The sequence below is a fragment of the Arthrobacter sp. Y3223065 genome, from assembly GCF_059090885.1.
Window position 1 is genome coordinate 1025915 of the sequence record NZ_JBNHGC010000001.1, and the last position, 24424, is coordinate 1050338.

21 protein-coding genes, 1 tRNA gene and 1 pseudogene are annotated in these 24424 nt (G+C 67.8%); 7 read left to right on the top strand and 16 right to left on the bottom strand.

What is annotated here, in order from left to right:
- Window positions 1-416: 416 nt before the first annotated feature.
- Window positions 417-1089: pseudogene (locus tag AC5RUK_RS04705) on the bottom strand (lysophospholipid acyltransferase family protein); the annotation flags it as partial.
- 159 nt (window positions 1090-1248) lie between these two features.
- Between AC5RUK_RS04705 and AC5RUK_RS04710 the strand changes: the two are divergent.
- Together AC5RUK_RS04710 and AC5RUK_RS04715 are read left to right on the top strand one after the other, a co-directional pair.
- Window positions 1249-2037 (top strand): alpha/beta hydrolase, encoded by a 789-nt coding sequence (locus AC5RUK_RS04710; protein ID WP_494151501.1) that lies wholly within the window; start codon window positions 1249-1251, stop codon window positions 2035-2037.
- A complete protein-coding gene (locus AC5RUK_RS04715) occupies window positions 2024-2494 on the top strand; it encodes a hypothetical protein (protein WP_494151502.1) in 471 nt (156 codons plus the stop codon). The genes AC5RUK_RS04710 and AC5RUK_RS04715 overlap by 14 nt, the downstream gene beginning before the upstream one ends.
- 15 nt (window positions 2495-2509) lie before the next feature.
- On the opposite strand, the gene AC5RUK_RS04720 is transcribed toward AC5RUK_RS04715, so the two are convergent.
- Entirely contained in the window at window positions 2510-3469 is a 960-nt protein-coding gene (locus tag AC5RUK_RS04720) for an ROK family glucokinase (RefSeq protein ID WP_494151503.1), read from the bottom strand.
- A gap of 176 nt (window positions 3470-3645) precedes the next feature.
- On the opposite strand from AC5RUK_RS04720, the gene AC5RUK_RS04725 reads away from it, so the two are divergent.
- On the top strand, window positions 3646-5454 hold the full coding sequence (locus AC5RUK_RS04725) for an AMP-dependent synthetase/ligase (RefSeq protein ID WP_494109108.1): 1809 nt from the start codon (window positions 3646-3648) through the stop codon (window positions 5452-5454).
- 75 nt (window positions 5455-5529) lie between these two features.
- Here the strand turns inward: AC5RUK_RS04725 and AC5RUK_RS04730 are convergent, their stop codons facing one another.
- A complete protein-coding gene (locus AC5RUK_RS04730) occupies window positions 5530-8961 on the bottom strand; it encodes a pyruvate carboxylase (RefSeq protein WP_494151504.1) in 3432 nt (1143 codons plus the stop codon).
- A gap of 304 nt (window positions 8962-9265) precedes the next feature.
- On the opposite strand from AC5RUK_RS04730, the gene AC5RUK_RS04735 reads away from it, so the two are divergent.
- Window positions 9266-10105: a ParA family protein gene (locus AC5RUK_RS04735; protein WP_494109106.1), complete on the top strand. Its 840-nt coding sequence runs from the start codon at window positions 9266-9268 to the stop codon at window positions 10103-10105.
- A gap of 132 nt (window positions 10106-10237) precedes the next feature.
- Here the strand turns inward: AC5RUK_RS04735 and AC5RUK_RS04740 are convergent, their stop codons facing one another.
- From AC5RUK_RS04740 to AC5RUK_RS04800, 13 genes are all read right to left on the bottom strand, one after another.
- Window positions 10238-10834 carry a MerR family transcriptional regulator gene (locus AC5RUK_RS04740; protein WP_493999446.1) on the bottom strand — a complete coding sequence of 199 codons (597 nt, stop codon included), beginning with the start codon at window positions 10832-10834 and terminating at the stop codon, window positions 10238-10240.
- A gap of 228 nt (window positions 10835-11062) precedes the next feature.
- Window positions 11063-11566 (bottom strand): bifunctional nuclease family protein, encoded by a 504-nt coding sequence (locus AC5RUK_RS04745; protein WP_493987494.1) that lies wholly within the window; start codon window positions 11564-11566, stop codon window positions 11063-11065.
- Window positions 11567-11577: 11 nt separating this feature from the next.
- Complete coding sequence (ftsR, locus tag AC5RUK_RS04750; RefSeq protein ID WP_493987553.1) at window positions 11578-12255, bottom strand: transcriptional regulator FtsR; 678 nt, start codon at window positions 12253-12255, stop codon at window positions 11578-11580.
- 75 nt (window positions 12256-12330) lie between these two features.
- On the bottom strand, window positions 12331-12810 hold the full coding sequence (locus AC5RUK_RS04755; protein WP_493987495.1) for an FHA domain-containing protein: 480 nt from the start codon (window positions 12808-12810) through the stop codon (window positions 12331-12333).
- Window positions 12811-12885: 75 nt separating this feature from the next.
- Window positions 12886-13272, bottom strand: a complete 387-nt coding sequence (gene gcvH / locus AC5RUK_RS04760) for a glycine cleavage system protein GcvH (RefSeq protein ID WP_493977985.1) — start codon at window positions 13270-13272, stop codon at window positions 12886-12888.
- Window positions 13273-13413: 141 nt separating this feature from the next.
- Window positions 13414-13487 (bottom strand) — tRNA-Pro (locus AC5RUK_RS04765).
- A 125-nt stretch (window positions 13488-13612) separates the two neighbouring features.
- Window positions 13613-15166: a ribosome biogenesis GTPase Der gene (gene der / locus AC5RUK_RS04770; protein WP_494151505.1), complete on the bottom strand. Its 1554-nt coding sequence runs from the start codon at window positions 15164-15166 to the stop codon at window positions 13613-13615.
- A gap of 273 nt (window positions 15167-15439) precedes the next feature.
- The gene (gene cmk / locus AC5RUK_RS04775; protein WP_494151506.1) at window positions 15440-16144 is read right to left on the bottom strand and encodes a (d)CMP kinase; all 705 of its coding nucleotides are present in this window, start codon (window positions 16142-16144) and stop codon (window positions 15440-15442) included.
- Window positions 16141-17259, bottom strand: a complete 1119-nt coding sequence (locus AC5RUK_RS04780; protein WP_494151507.1) for a prephenate dehydrogenase — start codon at window positions 17257-17259, stop codon at window positions 16141-16143. Before AC5RUK_RS04780 ends, cmk begins: the two co-directional genes overlap by 4 nt.
- Before the next feature lie 3 nt (window positions 17260-17262).
- On the bottom strand, window positions 17263-18540 hold the full coding sequence (locus AC5RUK_RS04785) for a pseudouridine synthase (RefSeq protein ID WP_494151508.1): 1278 nt from the start codon (window positions 18538-18540) through the stop codon (window positions 17263-17265).
- Between the two features lie 59 nt (window positions 18541-18599).
- Window positions 18600-19226: an SMC-Scp complex subunit ScpB gene (gene scpB / locus AC5RUK_RS04790; RefSeq protein WP_494151509.1), complete on the bottom strand. Its 627-nt coding sequence runs from the start codon at window positions 19224-19226 to the stop codon at window positions 18600-18602.
- Entirely contained in the window at window positions 19219-20157 is a 939-nt protein-coding gene (locus AC5RUK_RS04795; protein ID WP_494151510.1) for a segregation and condensation protein A, read from the bottom strand. The genes scpB and AC5RUK_RS04795 overlap by 8 nt, the downstream gene beginning before the upstream one ends.
- On the bottom strand, window positions 20157-21047 hold the full coding sequence (locus tag AC5RUK_RS04800) for a ParA family protein (RefSeq protein WP_494151511.1): 891 nt from the start codon (window positions 21045-21047) through the stop codon (window positions 20157-20159). The genes AC5RUK_RS04795 and AC5RUK_RS04800 overlap by 1 nt, the downstream gene beginning before the upstream one ends.
- Before the next feature lie 263 nt (window positions 21048-21310).
- Here AC5RUK_RS04800 and AC5RUK_RS04805 point away from each other — a divergent pair, with 263 nt between their 5' ends.
- The 3 genes from AC5RUK_RS04805 to prpB are packed head-to-tail and all read left to right on the top strand — an operon-like array spanning window position 21311 to window position 24409.
- Window positions 21311-21982: a GntR family transcriptional regulator gene (locus tag AC5RUK_RS04805; RefSeq protein ID WP_494109131.1), complete on the top strand. Its 672-nt coding sequence runs from the start codon at window positions 21311-21313 to the stop codon at window positions 21980-21982.
- Window positions 21983-23503: an MmgE/PrpD family protein gene (locus tag AC5RUK_RS04810; RefSeq protein ID WP_494151512.1), complete on the top strand. Its 1521-nt coding sequence runs from the start codon at window positions 21983-21985 to the stop codon at window positions 23501-23503.
- The gene (gene prpB / locus AC5RUK_RS04815; RefSeq protein ID WP_494151513.1) at window positions 23504-24409 is read left to right on the top strand and encodes a methylisocitrate lyase; all 906 of its coding nucleotides are present in this window, start codon (window positions 23504-23506) and stop codon (window positions 24407-24409) included.
- The last annotated feature ends 15 nt before the right edge of the window (window positions 24410-24424 follow it).

A 24424-nucleotide genomic window follows, 5' to 3' on the forward strand; every position in this document is an offset into this window, starting at 1 on the left:
ATTCCGACGGCGTCAGCGCCGGCCCTTCCGGCCGGACCCGCGGACCGCTCCCCCGGCGTCCGGGAGGCCGGCCGGAGCCGCTCCGTCCCCCGCGGCTTCGCCGGCTGCGCCGCTCTGCCCGGCCGCGCTGTCGCCAGCACTGTCGGGCAGGGCGCCGGAGGGTGTGGCGGCTGCGGCCTGGCCGGCAGCCTGCTCGTCCGTCCCGGACTGCGCCTCCCCCGGTCCCGCGGCGGCGGGTGCCGAATCGGCGGCGGGTGCCGGTCCGGCGGCGGCGGGTGCCGGACTGGCGGCGGGTGCCGGTCCGCCGATAACCGTGATGGCTCCCGGTGCTTTGGCCTTCGGAGGCTCCGGTTGCTCCGGCGGCAGGCCGACGGCGGCGTGGCGCTGGCTTTCCGCCTTGGCCGGTTTGCGTGCGGTCAGCCTGGCCTTGACCGTGCTGGCGTACGAATCGACGTACTCCTGGCCGGAGAGCCGCATGATCTCGTACATGATCTCGTCGGTGACCGAACGCTGGATGAACCGGTCGTCTTCCAGCCCCTTGTAGCGGGAAAAATCCAAAGGCTTGCCAATGATGATGCCCACCCGGCGGATGTTGGGGATGCGCCGGCCGATGGGCTGCACCTTGTCCGTGCCGATCATCGCCACCGGGATCACCGGCACGCCGGTGTGCAGCACCAACTTCGCCACACCGGTCTTGCCCCGGTACAGCTTTCCGTCTGGGGACCTGGTGCCCTCCGGGTAGATGCCCAGCAGGCCGCCGTCCTGCAGCGCGTCCCTTCCCGCCAGCAGGGACGTGGCCGAGGCCGCTCCGCCGGATCGGTCCATCGGAAGCTGGTTGGTCATCCTGAAGAAGGCCGCGGTGAGCTTGCCCTTGGCGCCTTTGCCGGTGAAGTACTCGCTCTTGGCCAGGAACACCACTGGCCGGGGCACCGCGAGGGGCAGGAAAATCGAATCGGAGAAGGAAAGGTGGTTGCTGGCCAGCACCGCCGGGCCGCTGTCCGGAATGTTGTCCAGCCCCTTGACCCATGGCCGGAAGAGTAGCCGGACCACCGGTCCTACGACGATGGTCTTCATGAACCAGTAGAACACGTGTGCCTTTCCGTTCCGCCGCCGCCGGCCGCTTTACCAATACCGCTTGAGACTCTACTCCAGCTTTGCGTCTGCGTGGCTGCGCAGGATGGGGGTACCGGAGAAGGAACCGGCCGGCTATCGATGGCCGAACGGCTCCCGTAATGACACGATAGTGCCATGACTTCTGTTGCCGACGGCGTCTTTTCCAGCCCCGGGCACGGCCCGAATTCCCGCGTCGGCGTCGTCCTGCTTCATGGTTTCACCGGTTCCCCGCGCAGTATGCGGGGGTGGGCGGAGAGCCTGGCCGATGCCGGCTACGCGGTACGGTTGCCGCTGCTGCCCGGTCACGGCACCACGTGGCAGGATCTGGCCACATCCCGTTGGCAAAGCTGGTACGGGGCGGCCGAGCAGGCCTTTTCGGAGCTCGCCCGCGAGCGCAGCCACGTCTTCGTGGCCGGGCTGTCCATGGGCGGGGCATTGGCGCTGCGGCTGGCCGCGCACCGCCCGGTCTCCGGCGTGCTGCTGGTCAACCCGGGTCTCACCATCGCGGACCCGCGGGCGCCGCTCACGGGCGTGTTGAAGTACGTCCTGCGCTCGGTGCCGGCCATTGGCAACGACATCAACAAGCCGGGCATGGATGAGGGCGCCTACGAACGCACCCCGGTGGCTGCCGCGCACCAGCTGGGCCAGCTCTTCAAGACGGTCGTGGCCGATCTGCCCCGCGTCACCGCTCCGACACTCGTTTTCCGCTCCGCGGTGGACCATATAGTCCCGGAATCTTCCATGCATGTACTCCGGCGGCGGATTGGCACGGACCGGCTGGAGGTGGTGCCGCTGGCGGACAGCTATCACGTGGCCACCATGGACCACGACGCCGACCTGATCTACCGCCGGTCGGCCGAATTCATCCAGGCCACTGCGGCCACTTCGCTGGGGCAGACGGGAGCCACGCATGCCCGGGCATGACCAGGACCGGGACGACGCCGCCTGGCAGGATCTCGTGGCCCGGCTGGAAGAGACAGACTCCGGGAGCGCGGACGGCAGGCCTCCGGAGCGGCCCGCTGCCGGCAACGGCACCGATCCCCAACGCCTGCGCGGGATTTTCGAGAACCGCCTGCCGGAGATCCCGGCGGATGGAGCCCCGCCCGGCCCGCGGGATTACACCGTCGCGGAACCGGACGACGACGAGGGCTACGTGCCGCCGGAACCTGCTCCACTGGGCGCAGGCGAACCGCTACTGGTACTGGCGTGGATCGGGGCTGTGGGGGCTCCGCTGGGTTTGTTGCTGACCGCCATGTTCTGGCGGGGCGCACCCTTCACTGCGATACTGGCGCTGGTGGCCCTGTTCGTGGCCTCTGCCGTCTATCTGGTCTTCCGGCTGCCGAAGGAACGCGACGGGCACGACGACGGGGCGCGGGTCTAGCGCTTGGCCGTGGAATCAGGTGGAATCGCCGCGGGCCAGGTCCGCGGCGCCGATCATTCCGGCCTTCGGCCCCAGGCCAGCCAACCGCACGTCCGCCACCGGCCGGAACCCGCGGCCCGTCAGGTTCCGCTCCAGCGCATGGCGGGCCGGCTCCAACAGCAGGTCGCCGGCTTCGCACAGCCCGCCGCCGATCACGAACAGGCCCGGATCCAGCGCCGCGGCAAGATTGGCCAGCCCCAGCCCCAGCCATTCCCCGGCCTCTTCCAGCAGCCGGACGCTGGCAGGGTCGGCCCGTTTCGCCTGGTCCGTCACCACCGCACCCGTGATGTCATCCACCACCCCGCCCGCGGCCTGCAGCCAGCGCTGGGCCACCGGGGAGTTCGCCGCGGCCAGCTCCCGGGCCTCGCGTCCCAAGGCATTGCCCGAGGCGTATTGTTCCCAGCAGCCGCGGTTTCCACACGCGCAGCGGTGCCCGCCGGGCATGATGACCTGGTGCCCAAATTCCCCGGCAACACCCCACCGGCCCCGCTCCAGCCGGCCATCCATCACCATGGCTCCGCCGATGCCGGTGCCCAGGGTAATGCAGACCAAACGTCGCTCTCCCGTTCCGGCACCAAAGCGGAACTCGCCCCAGGCGGCGGCATCGGCGTCGTTGACCACGGTGACGGGCCGGCCCAGCAGCCGCTCCAGGTTGTCCCGCAGCGGTTCGTTCCGCCACGCCAGGTGCGGGCTGAACAGCACGGTCCCGCCGGCGAGGTCCATCCACCCCGCCGCTCCGACGCCCACTGCGGCAATGTTGTGTTCCGACGCCAACTCCCGCACCAGCGTCGCGATGAGGTGTTCCACGTGCCGCGGATCGCGTCCCGGCGTGGGGCGGACCAGCTCAGCGACGACGCGCCCGGACCGGTCGACGGCCCCGGCCGCCACCTTGGTGCCGCCGATGTCTATCCCCACCGCCAGGGCGCTGTTCTCCACCAGACCATCTTAAGCAGCCCATCCCGGCGGGGCTGCTTAGGCGGGGAGCGGGCCGACCGTTACCGTTTCGTAGGTTACCTGCCAGTATCCGCTGTGATTTAGGTTATAGGCTAAAAGGAACCTCCGTCAGGGAGGCTATCCGGAGCTGGCCACAGCTGAAGAAGTGAGGAGCTATCGTGCGCGAATACAGCGTGCCCGTCCTGGTTGACGTTCCGCGGGATGCCAATATCGCCGGCCTGGTGGTTGAGCAGGCGCAGAAGGGATCGAATCCGGCCTTGTTTTCCCGCAAGGACTCGTCCGGGACGTGGCAGGACATCCGTGCCACTGAGTTCCTCGCGGACGTGACCCGGTTGGCCAAGGGGCTGGTCTCCAGCGGCGTCCAGCCAGGCGACCGGGTGGGCATCATGGCCCGCACCCGCTACGAATGGTCCCTGGTGGACTTCGCGATCTGGTTCGCCGGAGCCGTGTCGGTGCCGATTTACGAGACCTCCTCCCCCAGCCAGATCGCCTGGATCCTCGGCGATTCCGGTGCCGTGGGGGTCTTCGCGGAGAGCGCCTCCCATGAAGCGAAGGTCCGCCAGGCCGCCCTCAACGAAGGCTTGGAAGACCTGAAACACGTGTGGCAGCTGGGCGAGGAGTCACTCGACGCTCTCCGCGCCGCCGGCCGGGATGTTCCCGACGCCACCGTGGAGGAACGCCGTACGGCCGCAGGCCTGGACGACCTGGCCACGATCATCTACACCTCCGGCACGACCGGTCGGCCCAAGGGCTGTGAACTGACCCACGGAAATTTCGTGGAGCTATCCAAGAACGCCGCGGCGGCGCTGCCGGAAGTGGCCCACGAGGGCGCGCAGACCATCATGTTCCTGCCGCTGGCCCACGTCTTCGCGCGGTTTGTCTCCGTCCTGTGCGTCGCCGCGGGTGCCACCGTGGCGCATACTCCGGACATCAAGAACCTGCTGCCGGATCTGCAAAGCTATCGGCCAACCTTCATCCTGGCGGTCCCGCGGGTGTTCGAGAAGGTCTACAACAGCTCCATGCTCAAGGCGGAGGACGGCGGCAAGGGCAAGATCTTCCACGCCGCCGCGGACACGGCCGTCGCCTGGTCCCGGGCCGATGAAGCCGGCAAGGTACCGCTGATGCTCAAGCTCAAGCACAAGCTCTTCGACAAGCTGGTGTACCACAAGATCCGTGAGGCGATGGGCGGCCGGGTCGAGCACGCGGTCTCCGGCGGCGGTCCGTTGGGCGAACGGCTGGGGCACTTCTTCCACGGCATCGGCCTCCTGGTGCTGGAAGGCTACGGCCTGACCGAAACCACGGCCCCGGTGTCGGTTAACACCCCCAAACTGGTCAAGATCGGCTCGGTCGGGGCCCCGCTGCCCGGAAACGCCGTCAAGATCGCCGACGACGGCGAGATCCTCGCCAAGGGCGTCTGTGTGCTTCGCGGCTACTTCAACCGTCCCGACCTCTCCTCCGAGGCCTTCGAAGACGGCTGGTTCCGCACCGGTGACATCGGCGAACTGGACGCGGACGGTTTCCTGCGCGTCACCGGCCGGAAGAAGGAAATCATCGTCACGGCCAGTGGCAAAAACGTTGTCCCGGCCCAGCTTGAGGATCAAATCCGCGCCGATGCGCTGGTCTCCCAATGTGTGGTGATTGGCGACAACCGGCCGTTTATCTCCGCGCTCATCACCTTGGACGAGGAGGCGCTGCCCGGCTGGCTGGACCGCCACAACCTCCCGGCCGGCACCACGATGGACCAGGCAGCTGACCACGAAGTGGTGAAGGCGGCGATCCAGGCGCTCATCGACCGGGCCAACCAGACCGTCTCCCAGGCGGAAGGGATTAAGTCCTTCCGGATCATCCCGTCCGACTTCACTGAAGCATCGGGGCACCTGACACCGTCGCTGAAGATCAAGCGGGCGCAGGTGCTGGCCGATTTCGACGAGTACGTGGAGCAGATTTACGCCGGCGTGCGTCAGTAACCTTGCCGGAAACGCAGGGCCGCGGCTTCACAGCCACGGCCCTGCGTTTCTCTTCCCGAGTATTTGCCTCCGGCCCTAGGCCGGGTCGATGACCAGGAGCAGGTCTCCGCCCTGGACCTGTTCGACGGCCGAGACCGCCAGCCGCGTGACGGTGCCTCCGGCGGGAGCCGTGATGCCGGCCTCCATCTTCATGGCCTCGATGGTGGCCACGGTGTCGCCCGCCTTAATGGTGTCGCCGACCTTGACGATGACCGTGACTGCGCCGGCGAACGGAGCCGCCACGTGCCCCGGCTGGGCAGGATCGGCCTTCTCCGCGACCTTGACCTCGGATTCCACGCTGGCGTCGCGCACCATCACATTGCGCTGCTGGCCGTTGAGCGTGCAGTGCACGGTGCGCATGCCCTTCTCATCCGGCTCGGAGATGGCCCCCAGCATGGCGATCAGGCGGACGCCCTTCTCGAGCTCGATCACGTGTTCGGTTCCCGGCTGCAGCCCGTACAGGTAGTCCAGCGTGTCCAGCACGGACACGTCGCCGTACATGTCCCGGATTTTCTCGAACTCCTTGGCAGGGCCGGCAAACAGCAGCCGGTTCAGGGCCGCACGCCGGGTGGCCGGGTCCGCGGCCAGCGCTGCCGAGTCCTCGGCCGTCAGCTCCTCGTTGCGCGGCTTGATATTGCGCCCGGCCAAGGCCTTGGTGCGGAACGGCTCCGGCCAGCCGCCGGGAGGATCGCCCAGCTCGCCGGAGAGGAAGCCGATGACGGAATCGGGGATATCGTACTTCCCCGGATCGGACGCGAACTCCTCAGGATCAACGTTTGCACCGACCAGCTGGAGGGCCAGGTCGCCCACCACCTTGGACGACGGGGTCACCTTCACCAAGCGGCCCAGGATCTTGTCCGCGGCGGAGTACATGTCCTCGATCGCCTCGAACCTCTCCCCGAGTCCCAGCGCAATAGCCTGCTGCCTGAGGTTGGAGAGCTGGCCGCCCGGAATCTCGTGCGCATACACGCGGCCGGTCGGCCCCGGCAGCCCCGACTCGAACGGTGCATAGACGCGTCGTACCGCTTCCCAGTAGGGCTCCAGCGAGCCAACGGCGGCCAGGTCCAGGCCGGTGTCGCGTTCGGTGTGCGCCAACGCCGCAACCAGCGCCGACATGGGCGGCTGGCTGGTGGTGCCGGCCATGGCCGCGCTGGCGACGTCCACCGCATCTGCACCGGCATCGACGGCGGCCAGCAGCGTCGCCAGCTGACCCCCGGCCGTGTCGTGGGTGTGCACGTGCACCGGGAGATCGAAACGCTCGCGCAGCGCCGTGACCAGCTTCGCCGCGGCCGCCGGACGCAACAGACCGGCCATATCCTTGATCGCCAGGATATGCGCCCCGGCGTCAACAATCCGCCCGGCCAGCTCCAGGTAGTAGTCCAGCGTGTACAGGTCCTCTGCCGGATCCAGCAGGTCTCCGGTGTAGCAGAGCGCGACTTCGGCCACGGCCGTTCCGGTCTCCCGCACGGCACGGATCGCAGGTTCCATCTGGGAGACATCGTTGAGCGCGTCGAAAATCCTGAAGATGTCGATGCCGGTGGCGGCAGCTTCCCGGACGAACGCCGTGGTGACTTCCTCCGGGTACGGGGTATAGCCGACCGTGTTCCGTCCGCGCAGCAGCATCTGCAGGCAGATGTTCGGCATCGCCTGGCGCAGCGCCGCCAAACGCTCCCACGGGTCCTCGCCCAAGAAGCGCAGCGCGACATCGTAGGTTGCGCCGCCCCACGCCTCGACCGAGAGCAGCTGCGGGGTGAGTGCCGAGACGGCGGGTGCGGCGTTGAGCAGGTCCTTGGTGCGCACCCGGGTAGCCAGCAGCGACTGGTGAGCGTCACGGAAGGTCGTGTCCGTGACCGCCACGGCTGTCTGGGCCCGCAGCGCGGCCGCAAACTTCTCCGGGCCCAGTTGCTGCAGCCGCTGCCGGGAGCCGGACGCCGGAACGGCTGTCAGGGCACCGGTGGCCTCCAGCGCCTTCCTGGCTGGTTCGGGCAGCTTCGCCACCGGTGCCGTGGACACCGGCAGCTCGCCGTGCGGTTTGTTGACGGTGACGTCCGCCAGCCAGGTGAGCAGCTTGGTGCCGCGGTCGGCCGAGATACGGGCCTTGAGCAGTTCCGGCCGCTCGTCGATGAACGAGGTGGCGACGTTGCCGGCCAGGAAGTCCGGGTCCTCCAGCACCGCCTGCAGGAACGCGATGTTAGTGGAGACGCCGCGGATGCGGAACTCGGCCAGGGCACGCTTGGCGCGGGCGGCCGCCGTCGCAAAGTCGCGGCCACGGCAGGTGAGCTTGACCAGCATCGAGTCAAAGTGCGGGCTGATTTCGGCACCGGTGTAGATGGTCCCGCCGTCCAGCCGGACTCCGGCGCCGCCGGCTGACCGGTAGGCGGTGATCTTGCCCACGTCCGGACGGAATCCGTTGGCCGGGTCCTCGGTGGTGATACGGGACTGCATGGCGGTGCCGTTGACGGACACGGCCTGCTGGGACAAGCCCAGGTCGGCCAGGGTCTCACCGGCGGCAATGCGCAGCTGGGACTGCACCAGATCGACGTCGGTGATCTCCTCGGTCACCGTGTGCTCGACCTGGATGCGGGGGTTCATCTCGATGAAGACATGCTGCCCGGCCCGTTCACCGACCGTGTCCACCAGGAACTCAACCGTGCCGGCGTTGGTGTAGCCGAGCGCTTGCGCGAACTTGACCGCGTCCCGGTACAGTGCCTGCCGGATGCCCTCGTCCAGGTTGGGTGCGGGGGCGATTTCAATGACCTTCTGGTGTCGGCGCTGGAGCGAGCAGTCGCGTTCGAAGAGGTGCATGACGTTGCCCTGCCCGTCGGCCAGGATCTGCACTTCGATGTGGCGCGGCCGCAGCACGGCCTGTTCAAGGAATACGGTGGGATCCCCGAAGGCCGTGTCGGCTTCCCGCATGGCAGCCGCGAGGGCTTCCGGAAGTTCGTTGCGGCTGTCGACCCGCCGCATGCCGCGGCCGCCGCCGCCGGCGACGGCCTTGACGAAGATCGGGAAGCCGATCTCCTCGGCTTCGACCAGCAATTTTTCCGGATCCGCACTGGGTTCGGTGGACTTCAGCACCGGGATCCCCGCCTTGCGGGCTGCGTGCAGGGCGTGGACCTTGTGCCCCGCGAGCTCCAGCACCTCGGCCTTTGGGCCGACAAAGGCTATGCCGGCACCGGCAGCGGCGCGGGCCAGCTCGGGATTCTCGGACAGGAACCCGTAGCCGGGGTAGATGGCGTCCGCGCCCGACTCCTTGGCGACCCGGATGATCTCGTTGACGTCGAGGTAAGCCCGGACCGGATGTCCCTTCTCACCGATCAAATACGCTTCGTCGGCCTTCTGCCGGTGGATCGAGTTGCGGTCCTCATACGGGAACACCGCCACGGTTTTGGCGCCCAGCTCATAGGCCGCGCGGAATGCCCTGATGGCGATTTCGCCACGGTTGGCTACCAGGATCTTTTCGAACATTTCACTCCTGCATCGTTGCCGTGTCCGGACTTTGGGTGTGAAGCACGACCGTCCGGCGCCGGTGCCGGCGGACTCAGTGAGCCAAGTCTCACGGACGGCCCGTTGCACTGGCAAGCCAGTGTTGCACAGATCACGCACCATGGCGGATCTTACGGTCCGCATGTTACGGCGCTGGCGGCGAAACGCCCCGGCGGCGCGGGTGGCACGGTGTGCTGCGGCGCTCCACTTATGATGAATAGGGTGCCGTGAAGACAGGTCCGGCGCAGAAGCCCCACGACTCGATACGTTAGGTTTTGGTTTTTACGTGCAAGTAGTGAGCATCAGCAGCCTCAAGGGCGGGGTTGGCAAGACCTCGGTCACGCTGGGCCTGGCCTCTGCGGCGCTGGCAGCGGGAATCCCCACCCTGGTCATCGACTTGGATCCGCATGCTGACGCCACGACGGGACTCGGCGTCAAGCCGTCCCGCCAGACCGACGTCGGCCGGCTCCTCAAGAACGCGCGCAAAGCCGATCTACGGGCCAACGTCGCCCCGAGCGGCTGGGTGGCCTCAGCGGATCCCGGCAGCGCGCCGGCTGCCGGGCGGCAGGTTCTCGACGTCGCCATCGGTTCTGCCTACTCCGGCATCTACGACCGGCCCGATCTGAGCCGCCGGGACCTGCGCAGGCTCTCCACCGTGCTCTCACGGGTGAATGATTACTCTCTGGTGCTCATCGACTGCCCGCCGTCGCTCAACGGACTGACGCGCATGGCCTGGACGGCGAGCACCCGGGTGCTGCTCGTGGCCGAGCCGAGCCTCTTCTCGGTGGCCGGCACCGAACGCACCATGCGGGCCATCGATTTGTTCCGGGAAGAATTCGCCCCGGACCTGAAGACGGCCGGGGTGGTGGCCAACCGTGTCCGGACCAGCTCCAATGAGCACGGTTACCGGCTGGCTGAAATGAAAACCATGTTCGGCGACCTGCTGCTCTCTCCCACCATCGCGGAGCAGGCGAACTGGCAGCAGATCCAGGGTGCGGCGCATTCCGTCCACCAGTGGCCGGGTGAATCGGCACGGCAGGCGGCCGCGCTTTTCGACGAGCTGCTCAGGAACCTGACCGATTCCGGGCGGATGCGCAGCCGCGCGCTCCGCCGCCAGCCCAGCTGACGGCCCGGCTGGCGGCCCGGCTGACAGCGGGTCCCGGCCCGGCGGCAGAAACGGCCTGGATCGCACCTTAAGGTGCGGGAGAGGCTCCGGTTTCCCCGGAGCCCCTCCCGCTGTTTAAGCCTTTGTGATCGCTCAGCTGATCTTGCGCGCAGCGCGCCGGCGGCTCAGCTCGTCGTCGGGAAAGTCCTGCTCCTCTGCGGCATGTTCGCTGGGGAGCTCCGCGAGGCTGCCTTCGACCTCTCGCCACACCCGGCCGACAGCGATGCCGAAGACACCCTGTCCGCCCTGGACCAAGTCGATGACCTCGTCTGCGGAGGTGCACTCGTACACGCTGGCCCCGTCGCTCATGAGCGTGATCTGGGCCAGGTCTTCCACGCCGCGTTCGCGCAGGTGGCCAACGGCGGAGCGGATCTGCTGCAGCGAGACGCCGGTATCGAGCAGGCGCTTTACCACCTTCAGGACCAGGATGTCGCGGAAGCTGTAAAGGCGCTGGGAGCCTGAGCCGGACGCGCCGCGCACGGCGGGTTCCACCAGCCCGGTGCGTGCCCAGTAGTCCAACTGCCGGTAGGTGATGCCGGCCGCCTTGCAGGCTGTGGGACCGCGGTAGCCGGCGTCCTCGTCCAGCACGGGCAGGTCTTCGGTGAACAGCAAGCCCTGGGCACTTGCGGGTATGGCAGCGCCGGTCTGCAGAGCGTGCGGCATCTCGCCCGCATCACCTTTAGGACTCACGTGAACCCTCCTTGTCGAAGTTCCCTGTGGGGAATGAGCATCGCAGTCAGCCCAGAGGTCTGGTCTAAGTCTGCCCTGAGTTGGCCTGCGCTGCAATGGGAACTGTATGCTTCGACGTTAGAACGGCGGGGGCCGCCGGTCAAAGACGCTGGCATTTTTGCTGCGGCGTGTCGGACGCCCGGCCCCCGGGCCGGCCGATTCGGGTGCGGGGCCAGAGCCCGGCGACGGCTATTTTTCGAAGTCCTCGGGCTCCACGTCGGCGAGGAATTCCCTGAACTCGCGCAACTGGCTTTCCGCGGTCTCCTGCGCCTGGCCGTCGGATTCCTCATCTTCGGCGGCTTCGGCGATCTTGACCCCGGCCTCGTCCATCACTTCGTCCGCGCAGTAGATCGGGCAGGGCACACGCAGTGCCACGGCGATGGCGTCCGAGGCGCGGGAGCTGACGGTTGCACCGCCGTCGAACACGAGCTCGGCAAAGAAGACGGTGTCCTGGACGGTCACCAGGCGGACTTCAGTGATGCGCCGGCCGAGCACGTCGACGACGTCACGCAGCAGGTCGTGGGTCATGGGGCGCGGCGGTTTGATGCCCTGCTGGGCGAACGCAATCGCGCTGGCTTCCGGCGCGCCGATCCAGATGGGTATGTGCCGTTCGCCGTCGGTTTCCTTGAGCAGCACCAGCGGCTGGTTCGACGGGAGTTCAATGCGGACTCCGACAACCTCGAGTTCGAGCATGGCTTCTCCGTTCAGCGGTCCATTTGGGCCAGGTGCCCGTGAACCAGCGCAGTGTGCAGGTTCAGACACAGATCGCTGATTTCCTTGGCGGCTTCCGCGGCACGCGCCCGGGAGGCGACATCGCGCCGGGACGCCAGCGGTGCCACGGCACGCTCCACCAGCCCGACCTCGCGGTCCGCGGCGGCCCGGAACGGACGAAGGTGCCGCGGTTCGATGCCATGGCTGCCCAGCTGCCTGCAGGCGCGCACGACCTTGAGTGCGTGTTCGTCAAAACAGGCGTCGTGGGCGTTGATCAGTCCGTAGGCGAGAAGGTCGTCCACGAGTTCCGCGGAGGCTCCGCTGATCTGCAGCAGTTCGGCCCGGGTGAGCGCCCGCCCCCTTCCGTTGAGTTCTGCCGCCAGCGGTTCCGAGACCATCCGGGGGGCCAGGGTCATGCCGCCGGGAAGGGCTTCCGGCCGCTCGCCACGGTCGATCGCGTCGAGGTAATCCTTGATGACCTTGAGCGGCAGGTACTGGTCGCGCTGCAGGGCCAGCACAAAGCGGAGGCGTTCGACGTCCTGCGTGGTGTACTTCCGGTAGCCGGCCGGCGTGCGTTGGGGGCTGATCAGCCCTTTTTCCTCCAGGAAGCGGATCTTGGAGGCCGTGATCTGCGGGAACTCCTCCGTCAGCTGTTGCAGCACCTCGCCGATATTGAGGACGCTGCTGCGGTACCCCTCCCGGGACGACCCGAGGGTGCGCCGTGCTGGCTGGGACCCGGGCACAGGTTAGCCCTGCCCCTTTGCCGCCGTGCCTGCGTAGTAGGTCAGGCGGAACTTGCCAATCTGCACCTCGTTGCCTGTCCGCAACTGCAGGCTGTCCACGCGGTCGTTGTTGACGTAGGTGCCGTTAAGGCTGCCGGAGTCCACCACCATGAAGCCGTCGCCGGAGCGGCGGAATTCCGCGTGCTTGCGCGACACCGTGACGTCGTCAAGGAAGATGTCCGCCTCCGGGTGCCGGCCGGCCGTGGTGACGTCCTGGTCCAGCAGGAACCGCGCCCCGGCGTTCGGGCCGCCGTGGGCTATCAGCAGCGCCGACCCCGCAGGCAGCGCGAACACCGATGCTTCCTCCTCGGAGGAAAGCCTCGGCTTGGCGACGTTAACCAGCGTCTGCGGCGGCAAAGAGATGGATGTGGTTTCCGCGTTCGCCTCCGGGTTCCGGCCGTCGCCGTTCCCGTTGTTTGTGGCGTTGCGAGCTTCGCCCACCATCAATAGTTCCTCCCGTAGAAATGTAGCGGCCAACCGGTTCAGGACCGGTTGGCCGTCGAGTGGCTCCGGTAGCTCCTAGCCTACCTGCTGTTCATACTCCGGGGCACTGAGCAGAGTCTCCAGCGCTGCTGGATCCGAAAGCTTGACCTCCAGCAGCCACCCCTCCCCGTACGGATCGGAGTTGATCAGGGCGGGGTCGGACTCCAGCGCGTCGTTGACGGCCGCGACTTCGCCGCTGACGGGAGCGTAGATGTCGCTGACGCTCTTGGTCGATTCCACCTCGCCGATGACCTCGTTGGCGGTAATGGAAGAGCCGGCTTCCGGCATCTGCACGTAGACCACGTCGCCGAGGGCGTCCTGTGCAAAGTCGGTGATACCCAGGCGCACCGTGCCCTCTGCATCCGCGGCAGCCACCCACTCATGCTCGGCTGTGTACTTCAGGTCGGCAGGAATATTGCTCATCGGTTGCCTTTCTCGCACCATGGACGGCCAGTTGCTGCGGCAAGGATCCGTTCCCCGCCATCGCTGAAAGTATAGGCATACAGGGCCTTGCACAAGCCAATGGAAAAGGGACCCGGCCCTCGCGGACCGGATCCCTTGCTGTCGGGTTGACAGGATTTGAACCTGCGACCCCTTGACCCCCAGTCAAGTGCGCTACCAAGCTGCGCCACAACCCGAAGTTCCGCTTCATGCAACCGGCGGAACCACCTCAAATACTGTACAGCATTTTTCCTTGCGTCATGACCACCGGCGCCCCCGCGGGGCGGTGGCGCCGGTGCCCGGACCGCGGGCCGGGGCCGGATCAGTGCTTGCGCGACCGCTTCTCGCGCACCCGCATGCTGACCTCGATCGGGGTGCCTTCGAAGCCGAATGTTTCCCGCAGCCGGCGGGTGATGAACCGGCGGTAGCCGGGGTCCAGGAAACCGGTGGTGAACAGCACGAACTTCGGCGGCCGGGAGGTAGCCTGCGTGCCGAACAGGATGCGCGGCTGCTTGCCGCCGCGCACCGGGTGCGGGTGGGCCGCGACCAGTTCGCCCAGAAAGGCGTTCAGGCGGCCGGTGGGGATGCGCTTGTCCCAGGACTCGAGGGCGCGGTCCAGCGCCGGAACCAGCCTGTCCTTGTGCCAGCCGGTCTTGGCCGAAATGTTCACCCGGGGCGCCCAGTCCACGTGGGCCAGGTCCTGCTCGATCTCGCGTTCCAGGTACCGGCGGCGGTCGTCGTCCAGCAGGTCCCACTTGTTGAAGGCAAGCACCAGCGCCCGGCCGGAATCGATGGCCAACTGCAGGATGCGCACGTCCTGCTCGCTGAGCACCTCGTCCACGGCCAGCAGCACGACGGCGACCTCCGCCTTTTCGAGCGCTGCCTGCGTGCGGAGCGAAGCATAGAAGTCGGCACCTTGCTGCATGTGCACGCGGCGGCGGATCCCGGCCGTGTCGACGAAGCGCCATGTGCGCCCGCCCAGTTCGATCATTTCGTCGACCGGATCGCGGGTGGTGCCGGCAATGGAGTCGACCACTACCCGCTCGCTGCCGGCCAGCTTGTTCAGCAGCGACGATTTGCCCACGTTCGGGCGGCCGATCAGCGCCACCCGGCGGGGCCCCCCGGTGCGTTCCAGTCCCCCATACGCGGAGAACTCCGGCAGCACCTCCATGACGGCGTCCAACATGTCGGCCGTGCCACGGCCGTGCAGCGCCGATACCGGGTACGGTTCGCCAAAGCCGAGGCCCCAGAGGGTGGCGGCTTCGGCTTCCTGGGCCATGTCGTCCACTTTGTTGGCCACGAGGATGACCGGCTTCTTCTTGCGCCGGAGCATCTTCACCACTGCTTCGTCGGTGGCGGTGGCCCCCACGTTGGCGTCGACCACCAGCAGGACGGCATCGGCCATGTCCACCGCGATTTCGGCCTGGTCGGCGACGCGGGCGTGGATGCCGCGGGCATCATGCTCCCAGCCGCCGGTGTCCACCAGGGTAAACGGGCGTCCGTTCCAGTGGGCCGAGTAGGAGACACGGTCGCGGGTGACGCCGGGGGTGTCTTCGACCACTGCCTCGCGCCGGCCCAAGATCCTGTTCACCAGCGTCGACTTGCCCACATTGGGCCGGCCGACGATGGCCAGCACGGGCGCCACCCGCAGCGGTTCGTCTTCGGGGACGGGCTCTCCGGCCGCGGCCAGCAGCGCGGCGTCCTCGTCGTCAAGGTCGTAGTCGGCCAGGCCGGCGCGCAGCGACGCGGCGCGCAACTCGGCTTCGGCGTCGTCGAGCTCCAGCATGTGCTCGGCGATCTGGTCCTCGCCCGCCGGACGGTATTCCTCGTCGGCCGGCCGGTCCGCCGGGGAGGTTCCGGGCTGGGTGTCACTCATCGTCTGTTCCTTCTGGGTAGGCAGCAAGCCGATTGTCGTCGCGGGCATGGTTGGCCGGAAGCGGCTGCCCGGTGAACGCCACGCTGCCGGACATGGCCGGACAGCTTCCGGCGGATCTCTTCGGCTGCAGTGTCCATTGAAACACGGCCGGCCACCGAGGGCAGCCGCCGGCAGGTCTCCGGGGAGCCGAACGCCACGTGGAAAACGCGGCCGGGGCGAGGGATGCCATCCCGCTGCGGCCGGTGATCCGCACCGGTGCCGGCGCTGGCCAGTTCAGTGCGCGGCATGCCGCACGACGGCGAGCACCGCCTCGACGGTTTGTTCGAAATCCAGATTGGAGGAATCCACGGTGAAGACGCCGTCGGCGGCCTCGGAGAAGTTCACGACGGTCGAATCCTTGGCGTCGCGGGCCAGCACCTGCTCGTGCAGGTCGGCGTCGCTCTGCGTCCCGCCCAGCTGGAGGCCGCGCCGGCGCAGCCTCGCCTCTTCGCTGGCGGTCAGCAGCAGCCGCACCTCGGCGTCGGGAGCAACCACCGTGGTGATATCGCGGCCCTCGGCAACGATCCGGCGGCCGGAATCGGCGATGATCTGCTGCTGGCGCCGGACCAGCTCGGCCCGCGCTCCCAGCGTGGTGGCCACGGCGCTCACGGATGCGGAAATTGACGGCTCGCGGATCTCGTCGGTGATGTCCGTTGAGCCGATGCGCACATATTCGTCGTCCGGATGGGTGCTGATCTGCAGGTCGACGTCCTTGCTGGCCTGCTCGACGGCCGCCGCATCCGCCAGGTCCACACCGGTGTTGACGCAGTACCAGGTCACGGCCCGGTACATGGCGCCGGTGTCCAGATAGGACGCGTGCAGCCGGCGTGCGGCTTCCTTGCTGACGGACGACTTGCCGGAGCCCGACGGCCCGTCGATGGCAACCACCAGCGCCTTGCCCTGCCGGTAACGAGCCATGTCCACTTCCGCCGCGCTCATTGCACAACCTTCCATCCGTGTGAGGTCAAATAATCAATCAGTTCGTGTCGCTTGCTGGGCAGCACGGCGAGCTCCGCCAGCCCCACCGGCTGGCCGGCCGAGTGCTCCAGGCGCAGGTCTTCCAGGTTGATGCCCACCTCGCCGATCTCGGTAAGCAGGCGGGCGATTTGGCCCGGCGTATCGTCGACCAGGACGGTCAGCCACGCGAACGCCTGCGGAGGAGCACCGTGCTTGCCGGGAATCCGCGCCTGGCCGGCGTTGCCTTCGCTGATCAGCTGGGCCAGATCCAACCGGGAGCCGTCGGCCTCGGGGTGCTCAAGCGTCCTGATCAGCCGTTCCAGGTCCTCGCGGACGCCGTACAGGATGTGCACGAGCCGGGACGCGTTCGCGCCGAGGATCTGCACCCACAACGCCGGGTCGCTGGCCGCGATCCGCGTGACGTCGCGCAGGCCTTGGCCGGACAGGGACAAGGCGTGCGCCGGCGTGTCCTGCAGCCGGCTGGCCAGCAGCGACGACATCACTTGCGGCAGGTGCGAGATCAACGCCACGGAGGCGTCATGCTCGTCGGCCGACATTTGGGAAACCACCGCGCCCAGGTCGATCGCCAGCGCGTGCGCGGCCTTCACCGCACCCGGCAGGGACAATTCCGACGGGCACAGGACCCACGGCATCGACGTGAAGATCTCGCCGCGGGCCGCGACCGGGCCGGATTTTTCCCGTCCCGCCATCGGGTGGGTGCCCACGTAACGGCCAAGGTCCGCCTCCCCCAGGTCCGGATCCTTGGCCAGCGCCTCGAAGACAGCCGTCTTGACGCTCGCAATATCCACGACGACGGCGTCCGGGTAGTCGCGCAGGGCCCGCGACACGACGGCGGCGGTGACGTCCGGCGGCGCCGCGACGACGACCAGTTGGGGTTCCACCTTCTCCCCGGCGGGCAGGATCCGTCCGGCACCGATATCCTGCGCCACGCCCTGGGCCGACGGCGATGGGTCCGAGAGCAGGACGTCGATACCGCGGGCACGCAGGCCAAGCCCAATGCTGGCTCCAAGCAGCCCGGTCCCGATCACCAGGACCGGGCCGGACAGATGGGTAGCCTGCGCGTGTGCTGGGTTCACCGGCTACATCCCCACCAAGGCCAGCAGATGCCCTGCTTCCTGGCGGCCCAGGGCGCGGATGCTGCCCTGTCGCTGATCACCCAGCCGGATGGGGCCGAACTGGATCCGGACGAGCCGTTCCACGGGGTGGCCGACGGCGTCGAACAACCGGCGCACGACGCGGTTCTTGCCCGAATGCAGCACGACTTCCACCAGGACATGTCCTGGCGTCGAGTCGACCAGCTTGAACGAATCGACCGAGGACACGCCGTCTTCCAGTTCGATTCCGGATTTCATCCGTGCCCCGACACCGTGCGGCATGGGACCGCGGACCTGCACAAGATACGTTTTGGGGACCTCGTAGGACGGGTGGGTGAGGCGGTTGGCGAGTTCGCCGTCGTTGGTCAGCAGCAGCAGGCCTTCGGTGGCCTGGTCCAGCCGGCCCACATGGAACAGCCGCTGGCCCTGTTGCGGCTTGAGGTAGTCGCTGATGCAGGGGCGTCCTTCCGGATCCTCCATGGTGGAGACAACGCCCTTGGGTTTGTTGAAGACCAGGTACGTGAGCGTTTCGTCCATCTGGACGCGGATACCGTCTACATGGATCACGGCGCGGGACGGGTCGACGCGCACGCCAAGTTCGCGCACGGTCACGCCGTCCACTTCGACCCGGCCGGCCTGGATCAATTCTTCGCACACGCGGCGGGAGGCTACACCGGCCCCGGCGAGGACCTTTTGCAGGCGTACTCCCTCCGGATCGTGCAGCTCGGAGGACGCTCCCGCTCCCGCCCGCGAGGGACGGCCCGGACGGCTGACCGGTCCGAGGTTCTGGCCGAAGCGCTCCCGTCCGAAGGGCTGCGGGCCGGCCGGTCGCTGCGGCTTCCCGCCGCGTGACTTGCCGGCCCCTGCCTTGCCCGCTGCCTTGCCTGCGGCCTTGCCGCCGGCCGGTTTGCCAGGCTTTCCTGCGCCCGGACCGGCCGTCGACGGCTTGCGGCTGCCGTGCTTGGCCGCACCGGGGTCGGCCGCACCGGGGTCGGCCGGACCGCGGCGGGCACCCGGCTGACCGGAGCTCTTGCCGAACTCGTTACGGCCCTGGTCCCGTCCGGCCGCGCCGGAGCGGCCGCCGCCCGGCTTGCCGGCACCGGTCCGGCCCGCGCCGCCGGACCCCTGACCGGGCCGGCCACGTCCCTGGGCGGAACCGCCCTGCGGACGGCGCTCAGCATCGTCCGGCCGGCGGCCGTCGCCCGGACGTTTTCCGCCGCGGGGGTTGTTCCGTCCGGAACCGGAACGAGGCGGTTGTGTCATGGTGGATCCTTACCCGTGGAAACTACTGCAATGGTCTGGTGCTGCCGGAGGCCGGCAGCCTAGAGCGAAGCGTCGTCGTACTCGGACAGGTTTTCCAGCCCCGGCAGATGCGGGGCGATCTCCGGCAGTTCGCCGATGCTTCCTATACCCAATCTTTCCAGAAAATAAGAGGTGGTCCGGTACAGGATGGCTCCGGTCTCCGGATCGGTGCCGGAATCCTCGATGAGTCCGCGCTGGGTCAGCGTGCGCACGACGGAATCGACGTTGCCCCCTCGAATGGCCGAAACGCGGGCCCGGGAGACCGGCTGCCGGTACGCGATGACGGCCAGCGTCTCCAACGCGGCCTGGGTCAACCGTGCGGTCTGGCCTTCCAGCACGAAGCGGGACACCAGCGGCGCGAAATCGCTGCGCGAAAAGATCCGCCAACCGCCGGCGATGTTGCGCAGCTCAAAGCCCCGCGGCTCCGCGGCGGGCCTGCCGGCTGCACCGCCGTCGTACTCCCGTTGCAGGTCCAGCAGGAGGGCCTGGACGGTGTCCACCGGCAGGGCCAGTGCTGTGGCCAATTCAACATCGGTGGCCGGTTCGTGGATAACCATCAGGACCGCTTCCAAGGCGGCGCGGGCACCGCCCGGCAACCGCTCCACGTCGACCTGGGGTCCGGCCGGTTCCTCCAGCGGATCAGTCATCGCGTCCCTCCGTTCCGTCCGTGGCCGTGTCGGCCGCCGGTGCGTTGTCATATTCTTCGCTGAGGTTATCGCCGGTCCATTCCGTGTCCGGGCCGGTCCAACGGACCGTCAGCTCCCCGAGCGGCGCAACCTGTTCGAACGCGATGACGCCGTCGCGGAACATCTCCAACAGCGCCAGGAACCGCGCAACCACCACCAGCGCGCCGTCCGCATCATCGGTGAGCGCACGGAACGACAGCGGCCGACCCGCCTGCAGGCGTGCCCCCAGGAGGGCCGCCTGCTCCTTCACGCTGACCGGCGGCGCATGCAGGTGCGCGAGTCCCACCTGGGTCGGCGCGGGCTCCTTGGGCTCCAGCGCTTTGGCCGCAAGGGCGGCAAACTCCGCCAGGGGCGTGCGCCACACGAGCTCGGGCAGCAGCGCAGCGAACTGCGGCTCCAGCGCGACCTGCCGCGGGAAGCGTTCTGCCTCCCGGGCCAGGCGCTGGCCCAGCAGGGCCGCGATTTCCTTGAAGGCCTTGTACTGCAGCAGCCGGGCGAAGAGCAGGTCCCGGGCCTCGAGCAGGGCGATGTCTTCGTCGTCCTCCACCTCGCCGGTAGGCAGCAACCGGGCGGCCTTGAGGTCCAGCAGGGTCGCCGCGATCACGAGGAATTCGCTGGCTTCGTCCAGGGCCTTGTCGTTGCCGTCGGCCTGCAGGCGGCGGATGTAGGAGATGAACTCGTCGGTGACACGGGCAAGCGCCACTTCGGTGATGTCCAGTTCGTGCTTGGAAATGAGTCCCAACAGCAAATCGAACGGTCCGCTGAAATTGTCCAGGGTGACGGCGAAGCCCGCCGGCTTCCGGTCGCCCTCCTCCCCCGGGACGCCTGGCGGGGGGTCCTGCCGTGCCGGCCCTGTCCCTGCCGGGACTGTCCCTGCCGGCGAGGGCCTCATCAGGGGGCGCCGCCGCGGACGATGAGCTCCTTGGCCAGATCGCGGTAGGCGGTTGCGCCGGCGTGGTTGCCCGCGTAGCTGGTGATCGGTTCGGCGGCGACGGTGGCGTCGGCGAACTTGATGGTGCGCTTGATCACGGTTTCGAAGACCTTGTCGCCGAACGCTTCCAGCAGTCGGCCGATGACCTCGCGGCTGTGCAGGGTGCGGGCGTCGTACATGGTGGCCAACACGCCGTCGATCTGCAGGCGCGGGTTGAGCCGGTCCTGGACCTTTTCGATGGTCTCCACCAACAGCGCCACCGCGCGCAGGGCGAAGAACTCGCAGATGAGCGGAATGATCACGCCGTGGGCTGCGGTGAGCGCGTTAACGGTCAGCAGGCCCAGCGAGGGCTGGCAGTCAATCAGGATGACGTCGTAGTCGTCCTCGACCTTGCGCAGCGCGTGGGCCAGGACCTGTTCGCGCGCCACCTCGTTGACCAGTTGCACCTCCGCGGCCGAGAGGTCGATGTTGGCCGGCAGCAGGTCGATGTTTTCCACGTCCGTGGCTTGGATCGCCTCGCGGATGTCGGTCTTGCGGTCCATCAGCACGTTGTAGACGGTCAGGTCCAACTCATGCGGATTGGTGCCCAGCCCCGCCGACAGGGCGCCCTGCGGGTCGAAATCGACCAGCAGGACCTTGCGGCCGACCTCGGCCAGGGCTGCGCCGAGGTTGATGGTGGACGTGGTCTTGCCGACGCCGCCCTTTTGGTTGACCATTGCCACGATTCGCGCGGGACCATGGGATGTCAGGACGGGCGGTTCAGGGAACTCGGTCAGCGGCCGCCCGGTCGGGCCCAGGACATCCTCGTCCGCTTGCCGCAGAGTGGTTGTCGAACCTTGTTCGCTGCTCACGTATCTAACCCAGCTTCCATCGTTTCGCTGCCGTTCTTCTTCCTGACAAGGTTACAGTGACCGTCCTGTTATCGATCGACAGGCGGCTGATGACCGGCGAGCCTTTAGCTTCAAGTAGAGGTCTAAGGTTCAACGCCCTACGCGGCGCGGAAGACTCGCTTTGAGGGCACGACGGCGAACTTATGTATACAAAGGGGACGCTTTTTCCGCTTTTCGCGCACGGCAGGCACAACTGTGTATACACTGGCACCATGAAGCAGAACTTGCGTGCCGGCGAACGCGCGTATTGGTCGCTGCGCGAGGACATCGTGGAATGGCGGCTGCCTCCGGGTACTGTCCTGGCCGAGGTGGAACAAGCCGCCCGACTGGGCATCTCCCGCACCCCGCTCCGCGAGGCGTTGGGCCGGCTGACCGCGGAAGGGCTGACCACGCCCCACACCGGACGCGGCGTCGTCGTCGCCGACGTCTCGCTGGAGAACGTCACCGAGCTCTTCGAACTGCGCACGGCATTGGAGTGCCAGGCGACGGCTTTGGCCGCCAAACGCGGCGAACCGGCCGAGTTCCGGCGGCTGCAGCAGGAATTCCTTGCGGCTGCCGAGGCCATGCGCGGCGCCGTGCCGGATCCCCGGGCATACTACGAGTTGGCCGGCAGGCTGGACGCCGCAGTGGACCGCGCCGCTGCCAACACCTACCTCCGTCAAGCGATGGCCAACCTGCGCGTCCACTTGGTGAGGATCCGCCGGCTCGCGCGGGACAACCCGGCCCGGCTGCTGGCGTCGGCGGCCGAACACGCCAACATCGCCGGCGCCATCGCCGACGGCGACAGCCAGGTGGCGGCCGCGGCCACCCGCATCCATCTCCACCAGAGCCTGGAACACTTCAAGACCACCGATCCGAAACACCGGACCGACCTGCCAGCCGAGAGGACAGCCTGAATGACCGTCAAGCACCACGTACGCGTCTACCGCAGCGAAGAGAACCTGCCGCGCGAGGACCAGCTAGCCCAGAAGATCGCCCGGGTAGCCACCGACCCGGTGGAGGTTACCGACGATGTAGCCGAGATGGTGATCAACAGGATCATCGACAATGCCTCGGTGGCGGTCGCATCCCTGAACCGTGGGCCGATTATCGCCGCACGGGCGCAGGCGCTGAGCCACCCGGTCTCCGGCGGCGGACAAGGCGCCGGGGTGTTCGGCGTCGCCGGGAAAACCTCCCCGGAGTGGGCGGCGTGGGCCAATGGCGTGGCCGTGCGCGAACTGGATTACCACGACACGTTCCTGGCCGCCGAATACTCGCACCCCGGCGACAACATCCCGCCGATCCTCGCGGTGGCCCAGCACGTCGGCGCGAACGGCCGCGATTTGATGCGCGGCATCGCCACCGGTTACGAAATCCAGGTCGATCTGGCCAAGGCCATCTGCCTGCACAAACACAAGATCGACCATGTGGCCCATTTGGGACCGTCCGCCGCCGCCGGCATCGGCACGCTGCTGGGCCTGGATACGGAGACCATTTTCCAGGCCGTCGGCCAGGCGCTGCACACGACGACGGCGACACGCCAATCGCGCAAGGGCGAAATCTCCACCTGGAAAGCCCACGCACCGGCATTCGCCGGCAAGATGGCCGTGGAAGCCGTGGACCGGGCCATGCGCGGACAGACCTCACCCGTGCCGATCTACGAAGGCGAAGACGGCGTCATCGCCTGGCTGCTGGACGGCCCGGATGCCTCCTACGACGTGCCGCTGCCGGCCCCGGGCGAACCCAAGCGCGCCATCCTGGACACCTACACCAAGGAACACTCGGCCGAGTACCAGGCACAGGCCTGGATCGATCTGGCCCGCAGGCTGCACCGCATGCATCCGGAGGCCACCGACGCGGAGAACGTGAAGTCGGTGCTGATCAAGAGCAGCCACCATACGCACTACGTGATCGGCTCCGGCGCGAACGATCCGCAGAAGTACAGCCCCGCGGCCTCCCGCGAAACACTCGACCATTCGATCCCCTATATCTTCACGGTGGCCCTGCAGGATGGCGCCTGGCACCACGTTGATTCGTACGCCCCCGAGCGTGCGGCCCGCCCGGACACCGTGGCGCTGTGGCAGAAGGTCAGCACCGAGGAAGACCCGGAGTGGACCCGCCGGTACCATTCGCTGGACGTCTCGGAGAAGGCCTTCGGCGGCTCCGTGGAGATCACCCTGGCCGACGGAACGGTCATCACCGACGAGATTGCCGTGGCCGATGCCCACCCGCTGGGCGCCCGCCCGTTCGCCCGGGAACAGTACGTGTATAAGCTGCGCACGCTGGCGGCCGGAATCGTTGACGAGGCTGAAATCGACAGGTTCCTGGCCGTCGCCGAGCGCCTGCCCGAACTGGCCGTCGGCGAGCTGGACCAGCTGAATATCCAGGCAGCCGGCGGGGTCATCGACCTCGCGGCCGGACCGAAGGGGCTGTTCTAAATGCTTTACTCTGCGACCACCCCGGAGCAGAAGCGCCGGACCCTGCGCGAGGGGCTGGCGTCCGGGGAGCTGCAGCAGTTCCCGGGCGCGTTCAATCCCCTCTCGGCGCGGCTGATCCAGGAGAAGGGGTTCGACGGCGTCTACATCTCCGGCGCCGTGCTGGCCAACGACCTGGGATTGCCGGACATCGGGCTGACCACGCTGACCGAAGTCGCCACCCGGGCCGGCCAGATCGCCCGGATGACCGACCTGCCGGCCCTGGTGGACGCCGACACCGGCTTCGGCGAGCCGATGAACGTGGCCCGCACCGTGCAGGAGCTGGAGAACGCGGGCCTGGCCGGCTGCCACATCGAGGACCAGTTCAATCCCAAGCGCTGCGGCCATTTGGACGGCAAGAACGTGGTGGACCTGGAGACCGCCAGCAAGCGGATACGGGCCGCCGCGGACGCCCGCCGGGACGAAAACTTCCTGATCATGGCGCGGACCGATATCCGCGCCGTCGACGGCCTGGCTGCCGCCCAGGACCGTGCCCGCGCGCTGGTCGATGCCGGCGCGGACGCGATCTTCCCCGAAGCCATGAGGACGCTGGAGGAATTCGCTGCCATCCGCGAGGCCGTTGACGTGCCCGTGCTGGCCAACATGACCGAGTTCGGCAAGAGTGACCTGTTCACGGTGGACCAGCTGTCGTCCGCCGGGGTCAACATGGTGATCTATCCGGTCACCCTGCTGCGCAGCGCGATGGGCGCGGCCGAGCGGACCCTCGACGCCATCAAGGCCGACGGGACCCAGCAGTCACGGGTCGCGGACATGCTGACCCGTGCGCGTTTGTACGAATTGGTGGATTATGAGGCGTATAACCAATTCGACACCTCTGTATTCAATTTCCAGGTGCCCGGCCGGCACTGACCACAAGACATAGGA